Origin of the sequence: Mixta mediterraneensis, from assembly GCF_030283135.1 — a bacterium.
GTDB lineage: Bacteria > Pseudomonadota > Gammaproteobacteria > Enterobacterales > Enterobacteriaceae > Pantoea > Pantoea mediterraneensis.
Genome location: NZ_JASUAZ010000062.1, coordinates 1 through 16,511, shown reverse-complemented (window position 1 = coordinate 16,511; position 16,511 = coordinate 1). Strand labels below are relative to the sequence as shown.

The 16,511-nt window shown below is 52.2% G+C and carries 12 protein-coding genes and 1 pseudogene; 7 read left to right on the top strand and 6 right to left on the bottom strand.

Going from position 1 to position 16,511, the window contains the following annotated elements; translation table 11 throughout:
- Positions 1 to 166 precede the first annotated feature (166 nt).
- Positions 167 to 1,489, bottom strand: coding sequence for a polyamine export protein PaeA (gene paeA, locus QRY16_RS20240; protein ID WP_193406456.1), 1,323 nt, complete (start codon positions 1,487 to 1,489; stop codon positions 167 to 169).
- 516 nt (positions 1,490 to 2,005) lie between these two features.
- Between paeA and tamA the strand changes: the two genes are divergently transcribed.
- Genes tamA through QRY16_RS20225 form a run of 3 tightly spaced genes read left to right on the top strand, consistent with a single transcriptional unit; the run spans position 2,006 to position 7,844 of the window.
- A complete protein-coding gene (tamA, locus tag QRY16_RS20235; protein ID WP_289777839.1) occupies positions 2,006 to 3,721 on the top strand; it encodes an autotransporter assembly complex protein TamA in 1,716 nt (571 codons plus the stop codon).
- Complete coding sequence (gene tamB / locus QRY16_RS20230) at positions 3,718 to 7,488, top strand: autotransporter assembly complex protein TamB (protein ID WP_289777838.1); 3,771 nt, start codon at positions 3,718 to 3,720, stop codon at positions 7,486 to 7,488. The genes tamA and tamB overlap by 4 nt, the downstream gene beginning before the upstream one ends.
- A gap of 2 nt (positions 7,489 to 7,490) precedes the next feature.
- Entirely contained in the window at positions 7,491 to 7,844 is a 354-nt protein-coding gene (locus QRY16_RS20225) for a gamma-glutamylcyclotransferase family protein (RefSeq protein ID WP_193406458.1), read from the top strand.
- Positions 7,845 to 7,895: 51 nt separating this feature from the next.
- Here QRY16_RS20225 and ppa read toward each other — a convergent pair whose 3' ends face one another.
- The 3 genes from ppa to QRY16_RS20210 all read right to left on the bottom strand — a co-directional run bounded on the left by ppa (position 7,896) and on the right by QRY16_RS20210 (position 9,311).
- A complete protein-coding gene (gene ppa / locus QRY16_RS20220; protein ID WP_289777837.1) occupies positions 7,896 to 8,426 on the bottom strand; it encodes an inorganic diphosphatase in 531 nt (176 codons plus the stop codon).
- A gap of 100 nt (positions 8,427 to 8,526) precedes the next feature.
- Positions 8,527 to 8,976 (bottom strand): DUF441 domain-containing protein, encoded by a 450-nt coding sequence (locus QRY16_RS20215; protein ID WP_193406460.1) that lies wholly within the window; start codon positions 8,974 to 8,976, stop codon positions 8,527 to 8,529.
- Between the two features lie 185 nt (positions 8,977 to 9,161).
- On the bottom strand, positions 9,162 to 9,311 hold the full coding sequence (locus QRY16_RS20210; protein ID WP_289777836.1) for a hypothetical protein: 150 nt from the start codon (positions 9,309 to 9,311) through the stop codon (positions 9,162 to 9,164).
- Positions 9,312 to 9,603: 292 nt separating this feature from the next.
- Here QRY16_RS20210 and QRY16_RS20205 point away from each other — a divergent pair.
- A pseudogene (locus tag QRY16_RS20205) lies at positions 9,604 to 11,170 on the top strand (methyl-accepting chemotaxis protein).
- A 183-nt stretch (positions 11,171 to 11,353) separates the two neighbouring features.
- Here the strand turns inward: QRY16_RS20205 and fbp are convergent.
- The gene (gene fbp, locus QRY16_RS20200) at positions 11,354 to 12,361 is read right to left on the bottom strand and encodes a class 1 fructose-bisphosphatase (RefSeq protein WP_289777835.1); all 1,008 of its coding nucleotides are present in this window, start codon (positions 12,359 to 12,361) and stop codon (positions 11,354 to 11,356) included.
- A gap of 168 nt (positions 12,362 to 12,529) precedes the next feature.
- Between fbp and mpl the strand changes: the two genes are divergently transcribed.
- Positions 12,530 to 13,885, top strand: coding sequence for a UDP-N-acetylmuramate:L-alanyl-gamma-D-glutamyl-meso-diaminopimelate ligase (mpl, locus tag QRY16_RS20195; RefSeq protein WP_289777834.1), 1,356 nt, complete (start codon positions 12,530 to 12,532; stop codon positions 13,883 to 13,885).
- A 26-nt stretch (positions 13,886 to 13,911) separates the two neighbouring features.
- Here the strand turns inward: mpl and yjgA are convergent, their stop codons facing one another.
- On the bottom strand, positions 13,912 to 14,454 hold the full coding sequence (yjgA, locus tag QRY16_RS20190; protein WP_193406464.1) for a ribosome biogenesis factor YjgA: 543 nt from the start codon (positions 14,452 to 14,454) through the stop codon (positions 13,912 to 13,914).
- Positions 14,455 to 14,569: 115 nt separating this feature from the next.
- On the opposite strand from yjgA, the gene pmbA reads away from it, so the two are divergent.
- Positions 14,570 to 15,910, top strand: coding sequence for a metalloprotease PmbA (pmbA, locus tag QRY16_RS20185; protein WP_193406465.1), 1,341 nt, complete (start codon positions 14,570 to 14,572; stop codon positions 15,908 to 15,910).
- A 66-nt stretch (positions 15,911 to 15,976) separates the two neighbouring features.
- Positions 15,977 to 16,363 (top strand): cytochrome b562, encoded by a 387-nt coding sequence (cybC, locus tag QRY16_RS20180; protein ID WP_289777833.1) that lies wholly within the window; start codon positions 15,977 to 15,979, stop codon positions 16,361 to 16,363.
- The last annotated feature ends 148 nt before the right edge of the window (positions 16,364 to 16,511 follow it).

The window sequence follows — 16,511 nt, the reverse complement described above, 5'->3', positions numbered from 1 at the left end:
GTACGCCAATGGCCACGTTACTTGATGGAAAACGGGTCTGGGCAGAAAAGAATCTGAACCAGATTTAATCTGACAGACACCTGTATAAATAACCGGTAACTGTCAGATCAGGTCTGAGCTAGTACAACTAAGCAAACAGAAGGGCGCCGTTGGCGCCCTTAGTATTTTACTCTTCACTGCTTTTTGTGACGTTCAGTACCGGCGGACGCTCATCAATCCGCGTCACTAAGAGCTGGTCAATGCGATAACTGTCAATATCTACCACTTCAAACTTAAATCCGGCAAACTTTACAAAGTCGGTGCGTTTCGGAATTTTTCGCAGCATATACATCATAAAGCCGCCAATGGTTTCGTAGTTGCCGGACTGTGGAAACTCATCGATATGCAGCACACGCATCACGTCATCGATTGGCGTACCGCCTTCTACCAGCCATGAATTTTCATCACGCGCCACAATTTGTTCTTCCATGCCCTGACCCACTAAATCACCCATCAGCGTGGTCATTACGTCATTTAGCGTAATGATGCCCACCACCAACGCGTATTCATTCATGATCACCGCAAAGTCTTCACCGGCAGTTTTAAAACTTTCCAGCGCTTCTGACAGCGTCAGCGTATCCGGCACGATCAACGCAGAACGGATTTGCAGGCCGCTGTTTAACGTCATACTTTGATTACCCAGTACGCGCAGCAGCAATTCTTTGGAATCAACATAGCCAACGATATGGTCAATATCGCCGCTGCATACCAGAAATTTGGAATGGGGATGTTCAGCGATTTTAGTTTTAAGGCTGTTTTCTTCTTCGTTCAGATCGAACCAGACAATATTTTCACGCGAGGTCATGGAAGAAGGAACGGTTCGCGACTCCAGCTCAAACACATTTTCAATGAGTTCATGCTCTTGCTTACGCAGCACACCGGCGAGCGCACCCGCTTCCACTACCGCGTAAATATCATCGGAGGTGATGTCATCTTTACGCACCATTGGCAGCTTGAAGATCCGAAAGAAGACGTTAGCCAGACCGTTAAACAAAAATACCAGCGGGCGAAACAGCATCAGGCAGAAGCGCATCGGATTGATGATGCGCAAGGCGACAGTTTCAGGCGCAATCATACCAACGCGTTTTGGCGTCAGGTCGGCAAACAGAATAAACAGGCTGGTGACGATGGTGAAAGAGCAGATAAAGCTGAGTTGATCGGCAAGGACCGGATCGACAAAGCGACGAAATAACTGGCTGAAAGCAGGAGAAAAAGCCGCATCACCGACGATACCGCCGAGGATGGCGACCGCATTCAGGCCGATTTGCACCACAGTAAAGAACATACCGGGTGTTTCCTGCATTTTTAATACACGTTGTGCATTAACGTTGCCTTCATCGGCCAGCAGTTTAAGTTTGATCTTGCGAGCGGCTGCCAGCGAGATTTCCGAGAGGGAGAAAAAAGCACTGATTACAATCAGTAAAAGAATGACAAGCAAGCTATCTAACATATGAGATCCAAAGGGTTATCCACTTGTCATTTTTGGCCTGGGCAGCGTGCGGGTAAGAGCGTACGTCATGTACTTACCAGTCAGTCTGGGCTATCCGTGCCAAAAATGTCTGCGCCAATTCGACAAGAAGGGTAAATGTCGGGGCAGAAATGAAAACAGGCGATATGCCTGTGGTGGCTGATTATAGCAGCAGCCATATTGTCGCCGCCAGAGGGCGAATCGCGGCATTAATGGCAAATATCCGGCTTAACGTGTTTTAGAGTCTTGGGATTATTCTGAGTGAGGCGGGTCAGAAAGCGGATCATCCGCGCAGTTGTTGTATCGATCCCGACATTTGCCGACAATAGACGTCGATTTGACTTAGATAGTGTTTTTAGTCGTCGTTTAAAAAAGTAAGGCTATGATGATGTTATTGCCATCGGGTTTGGCCTGACAAAGATGATTAATGAGGGCTCTGTGGAAAAGGGGCCGGCATGATTAACAGGAGTACAAGTGCCAAAATTTTATAATTATTGTATGGTCAGCCTGCTGCTTGTCGCGCCAGCGCTTGGGGCAGCGACAGTACGATTGCAGTTGGAAGGGTTAACCGGGGATTTACAAAAAAACGTCAGGGCGCGCCTGTCGACTATCGGCAGCGATGAGGTCTCAAATGATGGCCGTTTCCGCGCACGCGTGTCGGAAGCGGTTAAAGAAGGGCTACGCGCGCTGGGTTATTACGAACCTGAAATCGCTTTTGAATCACGTCCGGCATCCGCTCAGGGTGGGCGTCCGTTACTGATTGCCCGCGTAACGCCGGGTGAACCGGTAAAAATTGGCGGTAGCACGATTGTTATTGAAGGCGAGGCGAAAAACGACGCCGATTATAAAGCATGGGTAGAACAAGGTCGGCCGAAAGTTGGCACCCAACTGAATCACGGCCAGTATGACAAATTCAAAAGCGGTTTTTCGAATCTTGCCTTGCGCAACGGCTATTTCGACGGCGATTTCAAAAAAAGCCAGCTCGGCGTATCGGTCGAACGACGCGAAGCTTTTTGGGACATTGATTACGACAGCGGCCCGCGCTATCGCTTCGGCGATGTCAGCTTTGAAGGTTCGCAAATCCGTGATGAATATCTGCACAATCTGGTGCCGTTTAAAAAGGGCGATTACTACAGCTCGCGCGATCTGGCAGAGCTAAACCGCCGCCTGTCGGCCACTGGCTGGTTTAATTCAGTGGTGGTTGCGCCAGAATTTAAAGAAGGGCGAAAAACCAAAGTGCTGCCGCTCAGCGCGGCGGTCTCGCCGCGCGTTGAAAACACCATCGAAACGGGTGTCGGCTATTCAACGGATGTCGGTCCACGTCTGAAAGGCACCTGGAAGAAACCGTGGATAAACGATCGCGGCCACAGTCTGACGACGAGCGCCTACCTTTCTGCACCAGAGCAGCAACTCGATTTCACTTACAAAGTTCCGCTGCTAAAAAGCCCGCTTGAGCAGTATTACACCTTCTCCGGCGGTTTGAAGCGCACCGATCTCAACGATACGGAATCCGATACTTCTACCCTTGCGGTATCGCGTTACTGGGATAACAGCTCCGGCTGGCAAAAAGCGATCAACCTGCGCTGGAGGCTCGACCACTTTACCCTGGGCAACGTGACGAACACCACGATGCTGCTTTATCCTGGCGTCAGCCTGAACCGTACCCGTTCACGGGGGGGGTTGATGCCCACCTGGGGGGATTCGCAGCGCTATTCAGTGGATGTGTCTGATACAACCTGGGGATCAGATGTGGATTTCCTGATCCTGCAGGCGCAAAACGTCTGGATCCGCACCCTGGGCGATAAACATCGCTTCGTCGTTCGCGGCAATGTTGGCTGGATCGAAACCAACGATTTCGACAAAGTGCCGCCGGATCTGCGCTTCTTCGCTGGCGGTGACCGCAGTATTCGCGGCTATAAATATAAAGACATTTCACCGCGCGACAGTGACGGCAAGCTGACCGGCGCCTCGAAACTGGCTACCGGATCGCTGGAATATCAATACAACGTGACCGGAAAATGGTGGGGCGCGGTATTCGTGGATTCTGGCGAAGCGGTTAACGATATTAAGCAGAGTAATTTCAAAACTGGCGCAGGCGTTGGCGTGCGTTGGTCATCGCCGGTTGGACCGATTAAGTTCGATATTGCCCGGCCGATAGGTGATAGCGAGGAACATGGATTGCAATTTTATATAGGACTGGGGCCTGAACTATGAAGCTGTGGAAAAAGGTCCTGATCGGCATTCTCATCTTTTTAGTGCTGTTATTGGGCGGCGTGGTATTTCTGATTGGTACGACGCCAGGCTTGCATCTGGTGCTAAACGGCGCGTCACGCTGGGTGCCGGGTTTGTCGATCAAACAGGTTGAGGGCGGCTGGCGTAACCTTTCGATTAACGGTCTACGCTATGAAATGCCGGGCGTCAGCGTTGACGCTGGCAACATCCATCTGGCGGTAGATTTGAAGTGTCTGCTGCATTCGTCGGTCTGCGTTAATGATGTCACGCTGAAAGACATCAGCGTCGTGGTTGATAGCAAGAAAATGACGCCAGCCAGTGCACCGCCGCCAGAAGAGGAAAGCGGCAGCACCAGTCTCAGCACGCCGTATCCCATCACGTTGCGCCATCTTGGCCTGCATAACATCAACGTCAAAGTGGATGATACGGCGATTTCGCTGATGGATTTCACTACAGGAATGCAATGGCAGGATCGTGCACTGACGCTCAACCCAACGCATATTCAAAGCCTGCTGATTGCCTTGCCAAAAGCGGCAAAAGTGGCTGATGAACAGGTGATTCAGCCTAAAGTGCAGCAGCCGCAGCCGAATGAAAAACCGCTGGGCGAAACGCTGCAGGAAATGTTTGCCAAACCGCTACTGCCTGAATTGCCAGATTTCCAGTTACCGCTGGATATTGATGTGCAAGAAATTTTGGGTGAGCAGCTACGCATTACCGGCGATACTGATATATCGGTTAATCGGCTGTTGGTAAAAGCAAAAACCGCCAATCGCCAGATGCAGCTACAAACGCTGGACGTTGATTCGAATCTGGGCCAGCTGAATGGCAGCGGGCAGGCCACATTAGCCGATAACTGGCCGGTAGATTTCTCGCTCAACGGCATGGCGAATGTCGATCCGCTGAAAGGCGAAAGCATTAAACTGAAGCTTAACGGTGCGATGCGCGACGAACTGACGTTAGCGCTGAATTTATCGGGTCCGGTACATGCGCAGCTAGATGCCACAACGCAACCGGCGGTAGCAGGCTTGCCGCTGTCGCTGAAACTTACCAGTCCACAATTACGCTGGCCATTAACCGGCCCGGTGCAATATCAGGCTGATAATCTTGATTATCAGTTCAAAGGCAAAGCGACGGATTACGTCATGTCGCTGCGAACGGCGGTAAAAGGCGAAGGTGTGCCGCCTGCCACTGTAGCGCTTGATGGCAAAGGTAATGTGCAGCAGTTCAGCCTTGATAAACTCCGCGTCGCGGCGTTGCAGGGCAATATTGATCTCACCGCGCAGGTAGACTGGAGCAAAGCGATTAGCTGGCGCAGCGAGTTATTGCTGTCAGGCATCAATACCGCGAAACAGTACCCTGACTGGCCTGCAAAGCTGGATGGCAAAATCACCACGCGCGGCAGTGTATACGGCGGAACCTGGCAGTTGAGCGTGCCGCAGTTGCAGCTGAAAGGGAATGTGAAGCAGAACGCAGTGACGGCGGGCGGTTCGCTGAGCGGTAACAGTTATAACCAATGGACGGTACCGGGCATCAAGCTGGCGTTAGGACGCAATCATGTAGAGGTGAAAGGTGAACTGGGCGATAAGCTTAACCTTGACGCGAATATTGATGCACCGCAGCTAAATAACGCCTTACCGGGCTTAGGTGGCGTGATAAAAGGCACCATTAAGGCGCGCGGCACATTGCAGGCACCGCAGGTTTTAGCTGCCCTGAATGGCACCGGTTTGCGCTGGCAGCAGCTACAAATCAACCGCGTCACGCTGGATGGTGATGTGCGTTCCAGCGATCAAATCGCCGGTAAATTGCAGCTGCGCGTTGAGCAACTGAAGCAGGATGCGCTGAATATCAACCTGCTGACCCTTAATGCCGACGGCAATGAAAAACAGCATCAGCTTAAACTGGACGTGCAGGGCAAGCCAGTTTCCGGCCAGCTGGCCTTAAATGGCAGCTTTGACCGCAAGGAACAGCGCTGGAAAGGTTCGCTGAATAATACCCACTTCGACACGCCAGTAGGCGAATGGCATCTGACGCGGGCGATGGCGATTGACTATCTCAACGCCAAACAAACCGCAACCATTGGGCCACACTGCTGGCAAAACCCGAACGCGCAGCTTTGCGTACCGGAGCCGGTAGTCGCCGGACCGAACGGACATGCGCATGTGGCACTGAACCGCTTGGATTTGGCAATAATTAAGCCGTTTATGCCTGAAGCGACAAAACTGAGCGGCGTATTCAGTGGCGATGCGCGGGTAAACTGGACCGCAGAAGGCGGCTTACCGACCGGCACCATCGCGCTAAAAGGCAATGGAGTAAAAGTTGATCAGGATGTGCAGGGCAACACGCTGCCCATCGCTTTTGATACGCTTAATCTGAATGCCGCGCTGCGTAACGGACGCGCCCAGCTCGACTGGCTGATCCACATAGCGAATAACGGTCAGCTGGATGGCAATGTCCAGATTAACGATCCTGAAAATCGCCGTACGCTGGGCGGTAACGTCAACATCCGCAATATCTCGCTGGCGATGCTTAATCCGGCGCTGATGCAAGGCGAAAAGATCAAGGGCAATCTGAACAGCAGCCTGCGTCTTGGCGGCAGCGTACAGCAACCGCAGGTGTTTGGTCAGCTTGGTTTGCAGGATGTCGATGTGGATGGCAGCTTCATGCCGATTGATCTCACCGCGGCGAATCTGAATCTGGTGTTTAACGGTATGAGTTCCACTCTGCAGGGGTTGATTCAAACCGCGCAGGGCAACATCAACCTGAACGGTAACGCAGACTGGAGCCAGCTTGATAACTGGCGTGCCCGCATTGCCGCCCAGGGCAGCAAAGTGCGGGTAACCGTGCCGCCGATGGTGCGCATGGATGTCTCGCCAGATCTGGTGTTTGAAGCCACGCCTGTAGCCTTCGATCTGGATGGTCGCGTTGATATTCCCTGGGCGCGAATTATCGTACAGGAAGTGCCGGAAAGCGCCACCGGCGTTTCGTCGGATGAAGTGATGCTGGATCAGAACCTCAAACCTATCCAGCCGAAGACTGCCTCGATTCCGATCAACAGCAATCTGATGATCCACGTTGGCGATGATGTCCGGCTGTCGGCCTTTGGTCTGAAAGCGAAACTCAATGGTGATCTGAAACTGGTACAGGATAAATCGGGGCTGGGCTTAAACGGACAAATCAATATTCCATCCGGGCGCTTCCATGCATATGGTCAGGACCTGATTGTGCGTAAAGGTGAATTGCAGTTTGCCGGACCACCGGATCAGCCTTACATCAACCTTGAAGCGATCCGTAACCCGGAAGCGACCGAAGATGATGTCACCGCTGGCCTGCGCGTCACGGGACTGGCCGACGAGCCGAAAGTTGAAGTGTTCTCTGACCCGGCGATGTCGCAACAGGAAGCGCTTTCTTACTTGCTGCGTGGTCAGGGACTCAACAGCGATGGCGACAGTAATGCGTTAACCTCAGCATTGGTTGGCCTGGGGGTTGCACAAAGTGGGCAGGTTGTGGGTAAAATCGGTGAGACATTCGGTGTCAGCAATCTTGCTCTTGATACCACTGGCGTTGGCGACAGCCAGCAGGTGCAGGTCAGCGGCTATGTGCTGCCGGGTCTACAAGTAAAATATGGTGTCGGCATTTTTGATTCACTGGCGACGTTAACCTTGCGTTACCGCCTGATGCCCAAACTCTATCTGGAAGCCGTATCCGGTGTGGATCAGGCTCTCGATTTGCTCTATCAGTTTGAGTTTTAGCAATGCGAATAATTGTTTACGGCAGTTTACGGCGCAAACAGGGAAACAGTCACTGGATGACGAACGCGCAATGGCTGGGTGATTACCCGATTGAGGGCTTTGAGCTCTACAGTCTTGGTCATTATCCTGGGGTCATCCAGGGCAATGGAGCGGTACAGTGTGAAGTTTACCGCATTGATGCCTCAACCCTTGCGGAGCTGGACGCGCTCCGCACGAAGGGGGGCGAGTACAAACGACATTTGATCCAGACGCCTTTTGGCAGCGCCTGGCTTTACGTCTATCAACGCTCGGTGGCAGGGCGCCAACGAATCATGAGTGGAGACTGGCTAAAGCGCGATGAGGAACCGGAAGTCTGAACAAAAACACCGTCCAACTGGACGGTGTTTTTTTAGGGCTCGTCAGCAGAATTATTTTTTCTGTGCGCGCTCGTAAGAAGAGGTGATTTCGGCTTTGGCCGCTTCGGCGTTATCCCAACCGTCAACTTTCACCCATTTGCCTTTTTCCAGATCTTTATAGTGCTCAAAGAAGTGGGTGATCTGTGCACGCAGCAACTCTGGCAGGTCGTTCACATCTTTAATGTGATCATACTCTTTAGAGAGTTTGGTATGCGGAACGGCAACCAGCTTGGCGTCTTCGCCAGACTCGTCGGTCATTTTCAGCACGCCAACTGGGCGGCAGCGGATCACGGAGCCTGGCTCCAGTGGATACGGGGTTGGCACCAGTACATCAACCGGATCGCCATCCAGTGACAAAGTGTGGTTGATGTAGCCGTAGTTGCATGGATAGAACATGGCGGTAGACATAAAGCGGTCTACAAACAGGGCGCCAGACTCTTTATCAACTTCATATTTGATCGGATCGGCATTCGCCGGAATCTCAATGATTACGTAGATATCTTCTGGCAGGTCTTTACCTGCTGGCACCTGGTCCAAACTCATCGGGCATTCCTTCAGTAGTCGTATGTTGAGTGACGGCTATTATAGCCAACTGACTCTGAAAGTATGCCCCCTTTTTGGCGTTTCGGAATGCTTCTCGACGCTATTTCTGCGTGACGAACAGCGAGACAATTCCCGCAGCAATCAGTGGTCCGACCGGCACGCCGCGAAAAAAGGCCACACCAATGACTGTGCCGATCAATAATCCACCAATCACTGTCGGATTGGCGCTCATCAAACTGACGCCACGTCCTCCCAGCCAGGCGACAAAAACGCCCACAATAATTGCCACGATGGATTGCCAGTTCGCAAACGATTTCAGCAGACTTGAAGGGGGCAGCGAACCGCTGGCCAGCGGCGCCATTACCGCAACGGTCAGGATAATAATGCCCAGGGTAATGCCCTGTTTTTCGACATAAGGGAAAAACTGTGACAGCGGGGTAACTTTAATTGCCAACAAAATCAGAATAGAAATGGTCACGGCGCTGTTGTGAACAAAATAACTGAGGATCGCAAGGCAAATAAGAATGAGGGTCGAGGCATAAGCAGCCATGGTTTCTCCCTGAAGATAAATGGAGCGCCAACATGAGCCAGCGCTTACGCGGTTTTACCGCTTCCATTTATCAACAATCAATGGGATGAGCGCAACTGCCTTTCTTAAAAGATTGCAGCATTAGCGCGGATGACACACAAAACCGCTGCCTTGCGCGTCGATCGCGACTGCTGTCATCGCGATAATCATGCGTCCAGCCAGCTATTGCGGTAGAACATGCCGTTTCGCCGGGCAACGCACAGTTTGTCTTTACGTCCACGCGTTAATTTTTTTATCCGTTTTTCGTGCTGACGATCCGCCACTTTATCCCAGCCATCGCGGCAGTACCGGAACACGGTAAAGGCAGAAGATACGGTATCCAGCCCGTGATTTAGCGTATCGTCGCCAGTGGCTTATTGCGCTATCGCGCCGCGCTGCCTGTAAACCTCCGCAGCAAAAACCGCCCGTTTTTTATACGATGACCTCTATAAATGATGGAGCAGAATTCATCCTGGGTGATATATCCGTGATGATAAATGTGTTGACCATTTCTCATCGTTAAAGTTTATCCGTGTAAAGGCCGATACCTTTTCCGTTCAAGGGCCGTTGGGTTTTGTGCTTTTTACTCCACACACGGAAACTATCAAAATGAAGCAGGTATCACTACGCACCGGGTTGCTGGCTATGCTGGCATTTATGACACTGCTGCTGTTGGCGGTGAGTTTTATGGGAATTGTGGCTATCAATAAAGGGAACCGATCGCTGGATGTGATCAATCGCATTCAGGGGGGTCGAACTAAACAGTCTTTATCAGAGCAACGCAGAAATGATGCGTGCACGCACTTTAGGCGCGCTGGCGGTACGCAAAATTGAAATTGGCCTGCTGGACGATGGCGCAGCCGTGACCCGGCAGGCGCATGCCGAGGTGGCCGCTTCACAGCAAAATCTAAAACGGTTTATTGATGCGGGTACGGTGACCACGCAAGGCAAATTACTGGCAGATGCGGTGGCATCGAGCTTTAAGGCGTATCTGGAGCAGGGGATTACGCCCATGATGGCGGCGCTGGATAAACAGTACACCGACGAATACTACCAGCTATTAGAAGGCAAACTTTCAAGCCTGGCAAACAGCTACAGCAAAGCGGTAGCGGATTTTGGTCAATACGCCGGGCAGGTGAGCGCCGCCCAACTGAAACAGGCCGCTTATAACGAAACTAAGATGAAAGTGATGATCGCGGTGGCGGTGGCTTTATCCATTCTGCTGCTGATCCTTGCCTGGCAACTTCTGCGTCGTATGCTGCTACAGCCGCTAAATAGCGCGATTGAGCACCTGGAGCAAGTTGCAGCGGGTGATCTGTCACAAGCTTTAGCCTTACCGCTGTCAGGTAATAATGAGCTGGGCCGGTTAAATAATGCCCTGGCGGAGATGCAACAAGCCCTGCGTGCGTCGGTAAACCAGGTGCGCGAAGCCAGCATACAAATTGATACGGGCAGTCGCGAGCTGGCGGCAGGCAACATCCATCTTTCACAACGTACCGAAGAATCCGCCGCGTCGCTGGAGCAAACCGCCGCCAGCATGGAGCAGCTCACCGCGACCGTGCGACTGAATACCAGCAATGCGCAGCAGGCACATCAGTTAGCTAACCGCGTATCGGATACCGCCGATCGCGGCGCAGAAGTCGTATGCTACGTGATAGAGAAAATGCGCGAAATCACCGACAGCGCTAATCGTATCGGCGACATTCTTAGCGTGATTGACGGTATTGCCTTTCAAACCAATACCCTGGCGCTGAATGCAGCCGTAGAAGCGGCGCGCGCTGGCGAGCAGGGACGTGGTTTTGCCGTGGTCGCAAACGAGGTGCGAAACCTGGCGCAACGCAGCGCAAATGCCGCGAAAGAGATCCGCGCACTGATTAGCGATTCGCAAACGCGTGTCAGAGAAGGCAGCGATATGGCAACGCGAGCGGGTGAAACGATGGATGAAATCTCCAGCGAAGTCATACGCGTTACGGCGTTAATGAAGGAGATTTCCGTGGCGTCAGAAGAACAAAGCCGCGGCATTGAGCAGGTGAATCAGGCCGTAACGCAAATGGATGCAGCAGCGCAACAGAACGCTGCGCTGGTAGAGCAGGCCACCGCTGCAACGCAGTCGCTGGAAACGCAATCTGAACAGCTACAGATGACAATGGCGCAGTTCCGTTTGCAGACAGACTGATACAAAAAAGGGCGCGATAATCGCGCCCTGTGGACAAACCTAACGCACAGAAAATGCTGGCTGAAGGATAAAACCTTCGCACTACGGACCGGGCTGTCAAAGATGAGCATCTTTACCGTCGGTCTGGCTTACCTGCATTAACACATTGGTGGCAAGCAGGGCGCAATAATCATGCCCTGATTATTACGCGGAGTGAGCGTCCGGGTATTCACGGATAAAGCGTTCAACATCATTTACCATTGCTTCGTTGCCGCAGAAGAAGGGGCAGCGCTGATGCAGTGCAACGGGTGGAATATCGAGGATACGCGATGAGCCATCGCTGGCTTTACCGCCCGCTTGTTCAGCGAGAAAGGCCATCGGATTGCACTCATACAGTAAACGCAATTTCCCTTTCGGATGGCTGGCGGTACTTGGATAAAGATAGATGCCGCCTTTCAGCAGGTTACGGTGGAAATCTGCAACCAGTGAACCGATATAACGTGAGGTATAAGGACGCTTTGTCGCGGCATCCTCTTCCTGACAGAATTTCAGGTATTTCTTCACGCCCTGTGGGAAGCGAATGTAATTACCTTCGTTGATGGAATAGGTGTAGCCCTTTTCCGGGAAGGCCATACGTTCGTGGCTGAGGCAGAACACGCCCAGCGACGGATCGTAAGTAAAGGCGTGAACGCCACAACCGGTGGTGTAAACCATCATGGTTGAAGAGCCGTAAACTACGTAACCGGCAGCAACCTGCTTGTTACCTGGCTGCATGAAATCAGCTTCGGTAACCGGCGTACCCGGTTCGCTGACGCGGCGATAAATGGAGAAGATAGTGCCCACAGAGACGTTAACGTCAATATTAGAGGAACCATCCAGCGGATCCATCAATACCACATATTTACCGTTTTCAACGCCTTCAAAAATGACAATCTCATCTTCTTCTTCAGACGCGATACCGGCAACGATGCCACGTGCTTTCAAGGCTGCTTTCAGTTTCTCGTTGGCGAACAGATCCAGTTTCATCTGTTGTTCACCCTGAACATTTTCAACGCCACTGGCGCCCAGAATATCCACTAATCCGGCTTTGTTAATGTCGCGGTGGATAATTTTAGCCCCGAGCTTGATCGCTGAAATCAACGCGGTCAGTTCGCCTGTGGCATGCGGAAAGTCGTGTTGCTTCTCGACGATAAATTCGCCTAACGTTTTCATAACACATTCCCTGAATCTTCGATGGAGTGGCAGCATGCGTAACAAACCGCCAACGTATGCGTACGCAGTTTAGCCGATTGAACTTTAAAAACCATAGTCCTAATCCGTTTCTTCCGTCTGCGAGCGGCGTTACACTGTGCGCCGAACTTTTGAGTAACGGACTTTGATATGCGCATTCACATCCTTGGGATTTGTGGCACTTTTATGGGCGGCCTGGCGATGCTGGCACGTTCGTTGGGACATCATGTGACGGGTTCTGACGCCAATGTTTATCCGCCGATGAGCACTTTGCTTGAGCAGCAAGGCATTGAACTAACAGAAGGTTACGATGCCGATCAGCTCGATCCGTTACCGGATTTAGTGATCATTGGCAATGCAATGACACGAGGCAATCCCTGTGTGGAAGCGGTTCTGGAACGCAACATTCCTTACCTCTCAGGCCCGCAATGGCTGCACGATTTTGTGCTGCACGATCGCTGGGTGCTGGCCGTTGCCGGAACCCATGGAAAAACCACCACAGCAGGCATGGCAGCGTGGATCCTTGAGGCTTGCGGCCTCGAACCGGGGTTCATTATCGGTGGTGTACCGGGCAATTTTGATGTATCAGCAAAATTAGGAAAAAGTCCATTCTTCGTGATTGAGGCAGATGAATATGATTGCGCGTTTTTCGACAAGCGATCAAAGTTTGTTCATTACTGCCCGCGCACGCTGATCCTTAATAATCTTGAGTTTGATCACGCTGACATCTTCGACGATCTGAAGGCGATCCAGAAGCAGTTCCACCACCTGGTACGTATCGTGCCGGGACAAGGCAAGATCCTGCTACCGGAGCACGATCACCATCTGAAGCAGGTGATGGCGATGGGCTGCTGGAGTGAACAGGAAAGCGTCGGTGAACATGGCCGCTGGCAGGCGAAGAAGCTGAAACCGGATGCGTCACACTGGGAAGTCTGTTTTGATGGCGCAAAAGTCGCTGAAGTGAACTGGTCGCTGGTCGGCGAGCACAACATGCACAACGGGTTGATGGCGATTGCTGCCGCGCGTCATATTGGCGTGAAACCGGAAGACGCTGGCCGGGCACTGGACAGCTTTATCAATGCGCGCCGCCGCCTGGAGCTGCGGGGCGAGGTAAATAGCATTAAAGTCTATGATGATTTCGCTCATCATCCGACGGCAATTCTGGCAACGCTTTCGGCATTACGCAGCAAAGTTGGCGGCACCGCACGCATCCTGGCTGTGCTGGAACCGCGCTCTAACACCATGAAAATGGGAGTGAGTAAAGACGAGCTGGCCCCTTCGCTGGCGCGCGCCGATAAAGTCTTTTTATTCCAGCCGCACCACATTCCTTGGCAAGTTGCGGAGGTAGCTGAAGCCTGTATGCAACCCGCACGCTGGACGGCAGATATTGATACGCTGGTTGAAATGGTGGCCGAAGCGGCTCAGCCAGGCGATTCGATACTGGTGATGAGCAATGGCGGATTCGGTGGGATACATCAAAAGCTGCTGGAACGTTTAGATAACTAACTTATGGCGGGTTAACCCGCCATGTTTTAACTTTCAGCCAGTTCGCGCAAATACTGGAAAATCAGACGCGCGGATTTCGGCGGTTTGTTACCCGCTTTCTCTTTCTGCGCATTACGGATCATGCTACGCAGCTGCTGGCGATCGGCATGGGGATAGAGCGCAATAACGTCTGTCATTGCCTCATCACCCTGGACGATCAAGCGGTCACGCAGCGCTTCCAGCTTATGAAACAGCGCAACCTGCTGGTTGTGGCGGTTTTTCAGCTTATCCAGCGCCTGACGAATCGGCTCCACATCCATGCTGCGCATGATCTTTCCGATCAGCTGTAACTGGCGGCGACGGCCTTCCTTTTTAATGCGCTGTGCCAGTTCGATCTCGTTACGTAAACGCTCATCCAACGGAATCTTATCAAGGGCATTTTTGCCCAGATCGACCAGTTCGGCACCCAGGCGTTTTAGCTCTTCAGCATCGCGTTTAATTTCGCTCTTACTGACCCAAATAATCTCTTCATCTTCTTCTTCGTGATTATCTGGCACATCGTCGAGCCACTCATCGGGCTGTTTGGTCATTTCTGGGCTCCCAAAAAAAAGAGGCTAATCCTACCAGTTTATCGGGTGACTGCGAAATTGTTCTCTGACTCTGATAGACTCAAAATATTCATACATAAGATTAGACGGCAGATCGATGAACGTATCTACTCAGGTTGCAGAACAGCGAAAAGTGTTGGAACAGGCGATTGCGCAGGCGCTCGAACTGGCTAAAGCAAGTACTGACAGCGCAGAAGTGGCGGTAAGTAAAACGACCGGCATCGGTGTCAGTACCCGCTACGGCGAAGTGGAAAATGTCGAATTCAACAGCGACGGCGCGCTTGGCATCACCGTTTATCATCAAAATCGTAAGGGAAGCGCTTCATCTACCGACCTTAGCCCGGACGCCATCAAGCGTACCGTGCAGGCGGCCATTGATATTGCGCGCTACACCTCGCCCGATCCCTTTGCTGGTCCGGCAGATGCCGATCTGCTGGCCTACGACGCGCCGGATCTCGATCTTTATCATCCGTGGGAAATCGATGCCGATCGCGCGATTGACCTGGCGGCGCAGGCAGAACAAGCCTCTTTACAGGCTGACAAACGCATTACGAATACCGAAGGCGGCAGCTTTAACAGTCACGTTGGCATCAAGGTGTTTGGTAACAGCCACGGCATGTTGCAGAGTTATTGCTCAAGCCGCCATTCGCTTTCCAGCTGCGTAATTGCTGAGCAAAATGGCAATATGGAACGCGATTATGCTTATACCATTGGCCGTGCCTTTGACGATCTGAAAAGCCCGGCATGGGTAGGCGCCGAGTGCGCGCGCCGCACGCTGTCGCGTCTGGCTCCCCGTAAGCTGTCAACCATGAAAGCGCCGGTGATTTTTGCCCCGGAAGTGGCAACGGGTCTGTTTGGTCATCTGGTTGGCGCGATTAGTGGTAGCAGCGTTTATCGCAAATCCACTTTTTTATTAGATTCGCTGGGCCAGCAAATTCTGCCTGAATGGCTTAACATTCATGAGCAGCCGCATCTGCAAAAAGGGCTGGCGTCTACGCCATTTGACAGCGAAGGCGTACGCACTCAGGCGCGTGACATTATTAAAGACGGCGTTCTGCAAACCTGGCTGTTGACCAGCTATTCTGCGCGCAAACTCGGTTTGACCAGTACCGGCCACGCGGGCGGCATTCACAACTGGCGTATCGCCGGGCAAGGCCACAGCTTTGATGACCTGCTCAGACAAATGGGCACCGGTTTAGTGGTCACTGAACTGATGGGACAGGGTGTGAGCGCCATTACGGGCGATTACTCACGCGGCGCTGCCGGTTTCTGGGTAGAGAATGGCGAGATTCAATACCCGGTTAGTGAGGTAACCATTGCCGGTAACCTTAGAGAGATGTGGCGCAATATTGTTACCATCGGCAATGATACCGAGACGCGTAGCAATATTCAGTGCGGCTCGGTCTTGCTGCCTGAGATGAAAATCGCCGGACAATAAAAACATCGCTTTTTGTGAGCAGCCAACTGGCTGCTTTTTTTTCACCACAATAAAAAGGAACAAACGATGCGTAAGCATGTGATTGCAATGCTGTCTCTCTCCCTGTTGTTTACCAGTGCCAGTCTGTACGCAGCCGATCTGGAACAGGATATGGATACGCTGAATGCCAACCTGAAAATCGTGAAGAAAACCGACGATGCGCGGGAGATGCAAAAAGCGTTAAATGAAATGCGCTCGGCGGCACAGGATGCAAAAAAATCGACGCCGGAGTCACTGGAAGGCCAGCCAGCCGACAGCGCGCAGATGAAAGATTTCCGCGCCGGACTGGATTCCCTCATTGCTCAGATTGACGTCGTGAATGAGCTGGTAAAATCCAGTAATATTGATGGCGCCAAAGCGGAAGCCAAAAAGCTTGATGATATTCGCACCGCTAACCATAAAAAATTCCGGTAAGGCCTGCGCCGGTCAGCTGACCTGTACTAGCTCAGACCTGATCTGACAGTTACCGGTTATTTATACAGGTGTCTGTCAGATTAAATCTGGTTCAGATTCTTTTCTGCCCAGACCCGTTTTCCATCAAGTAACGTGGCCATTGGCGTAC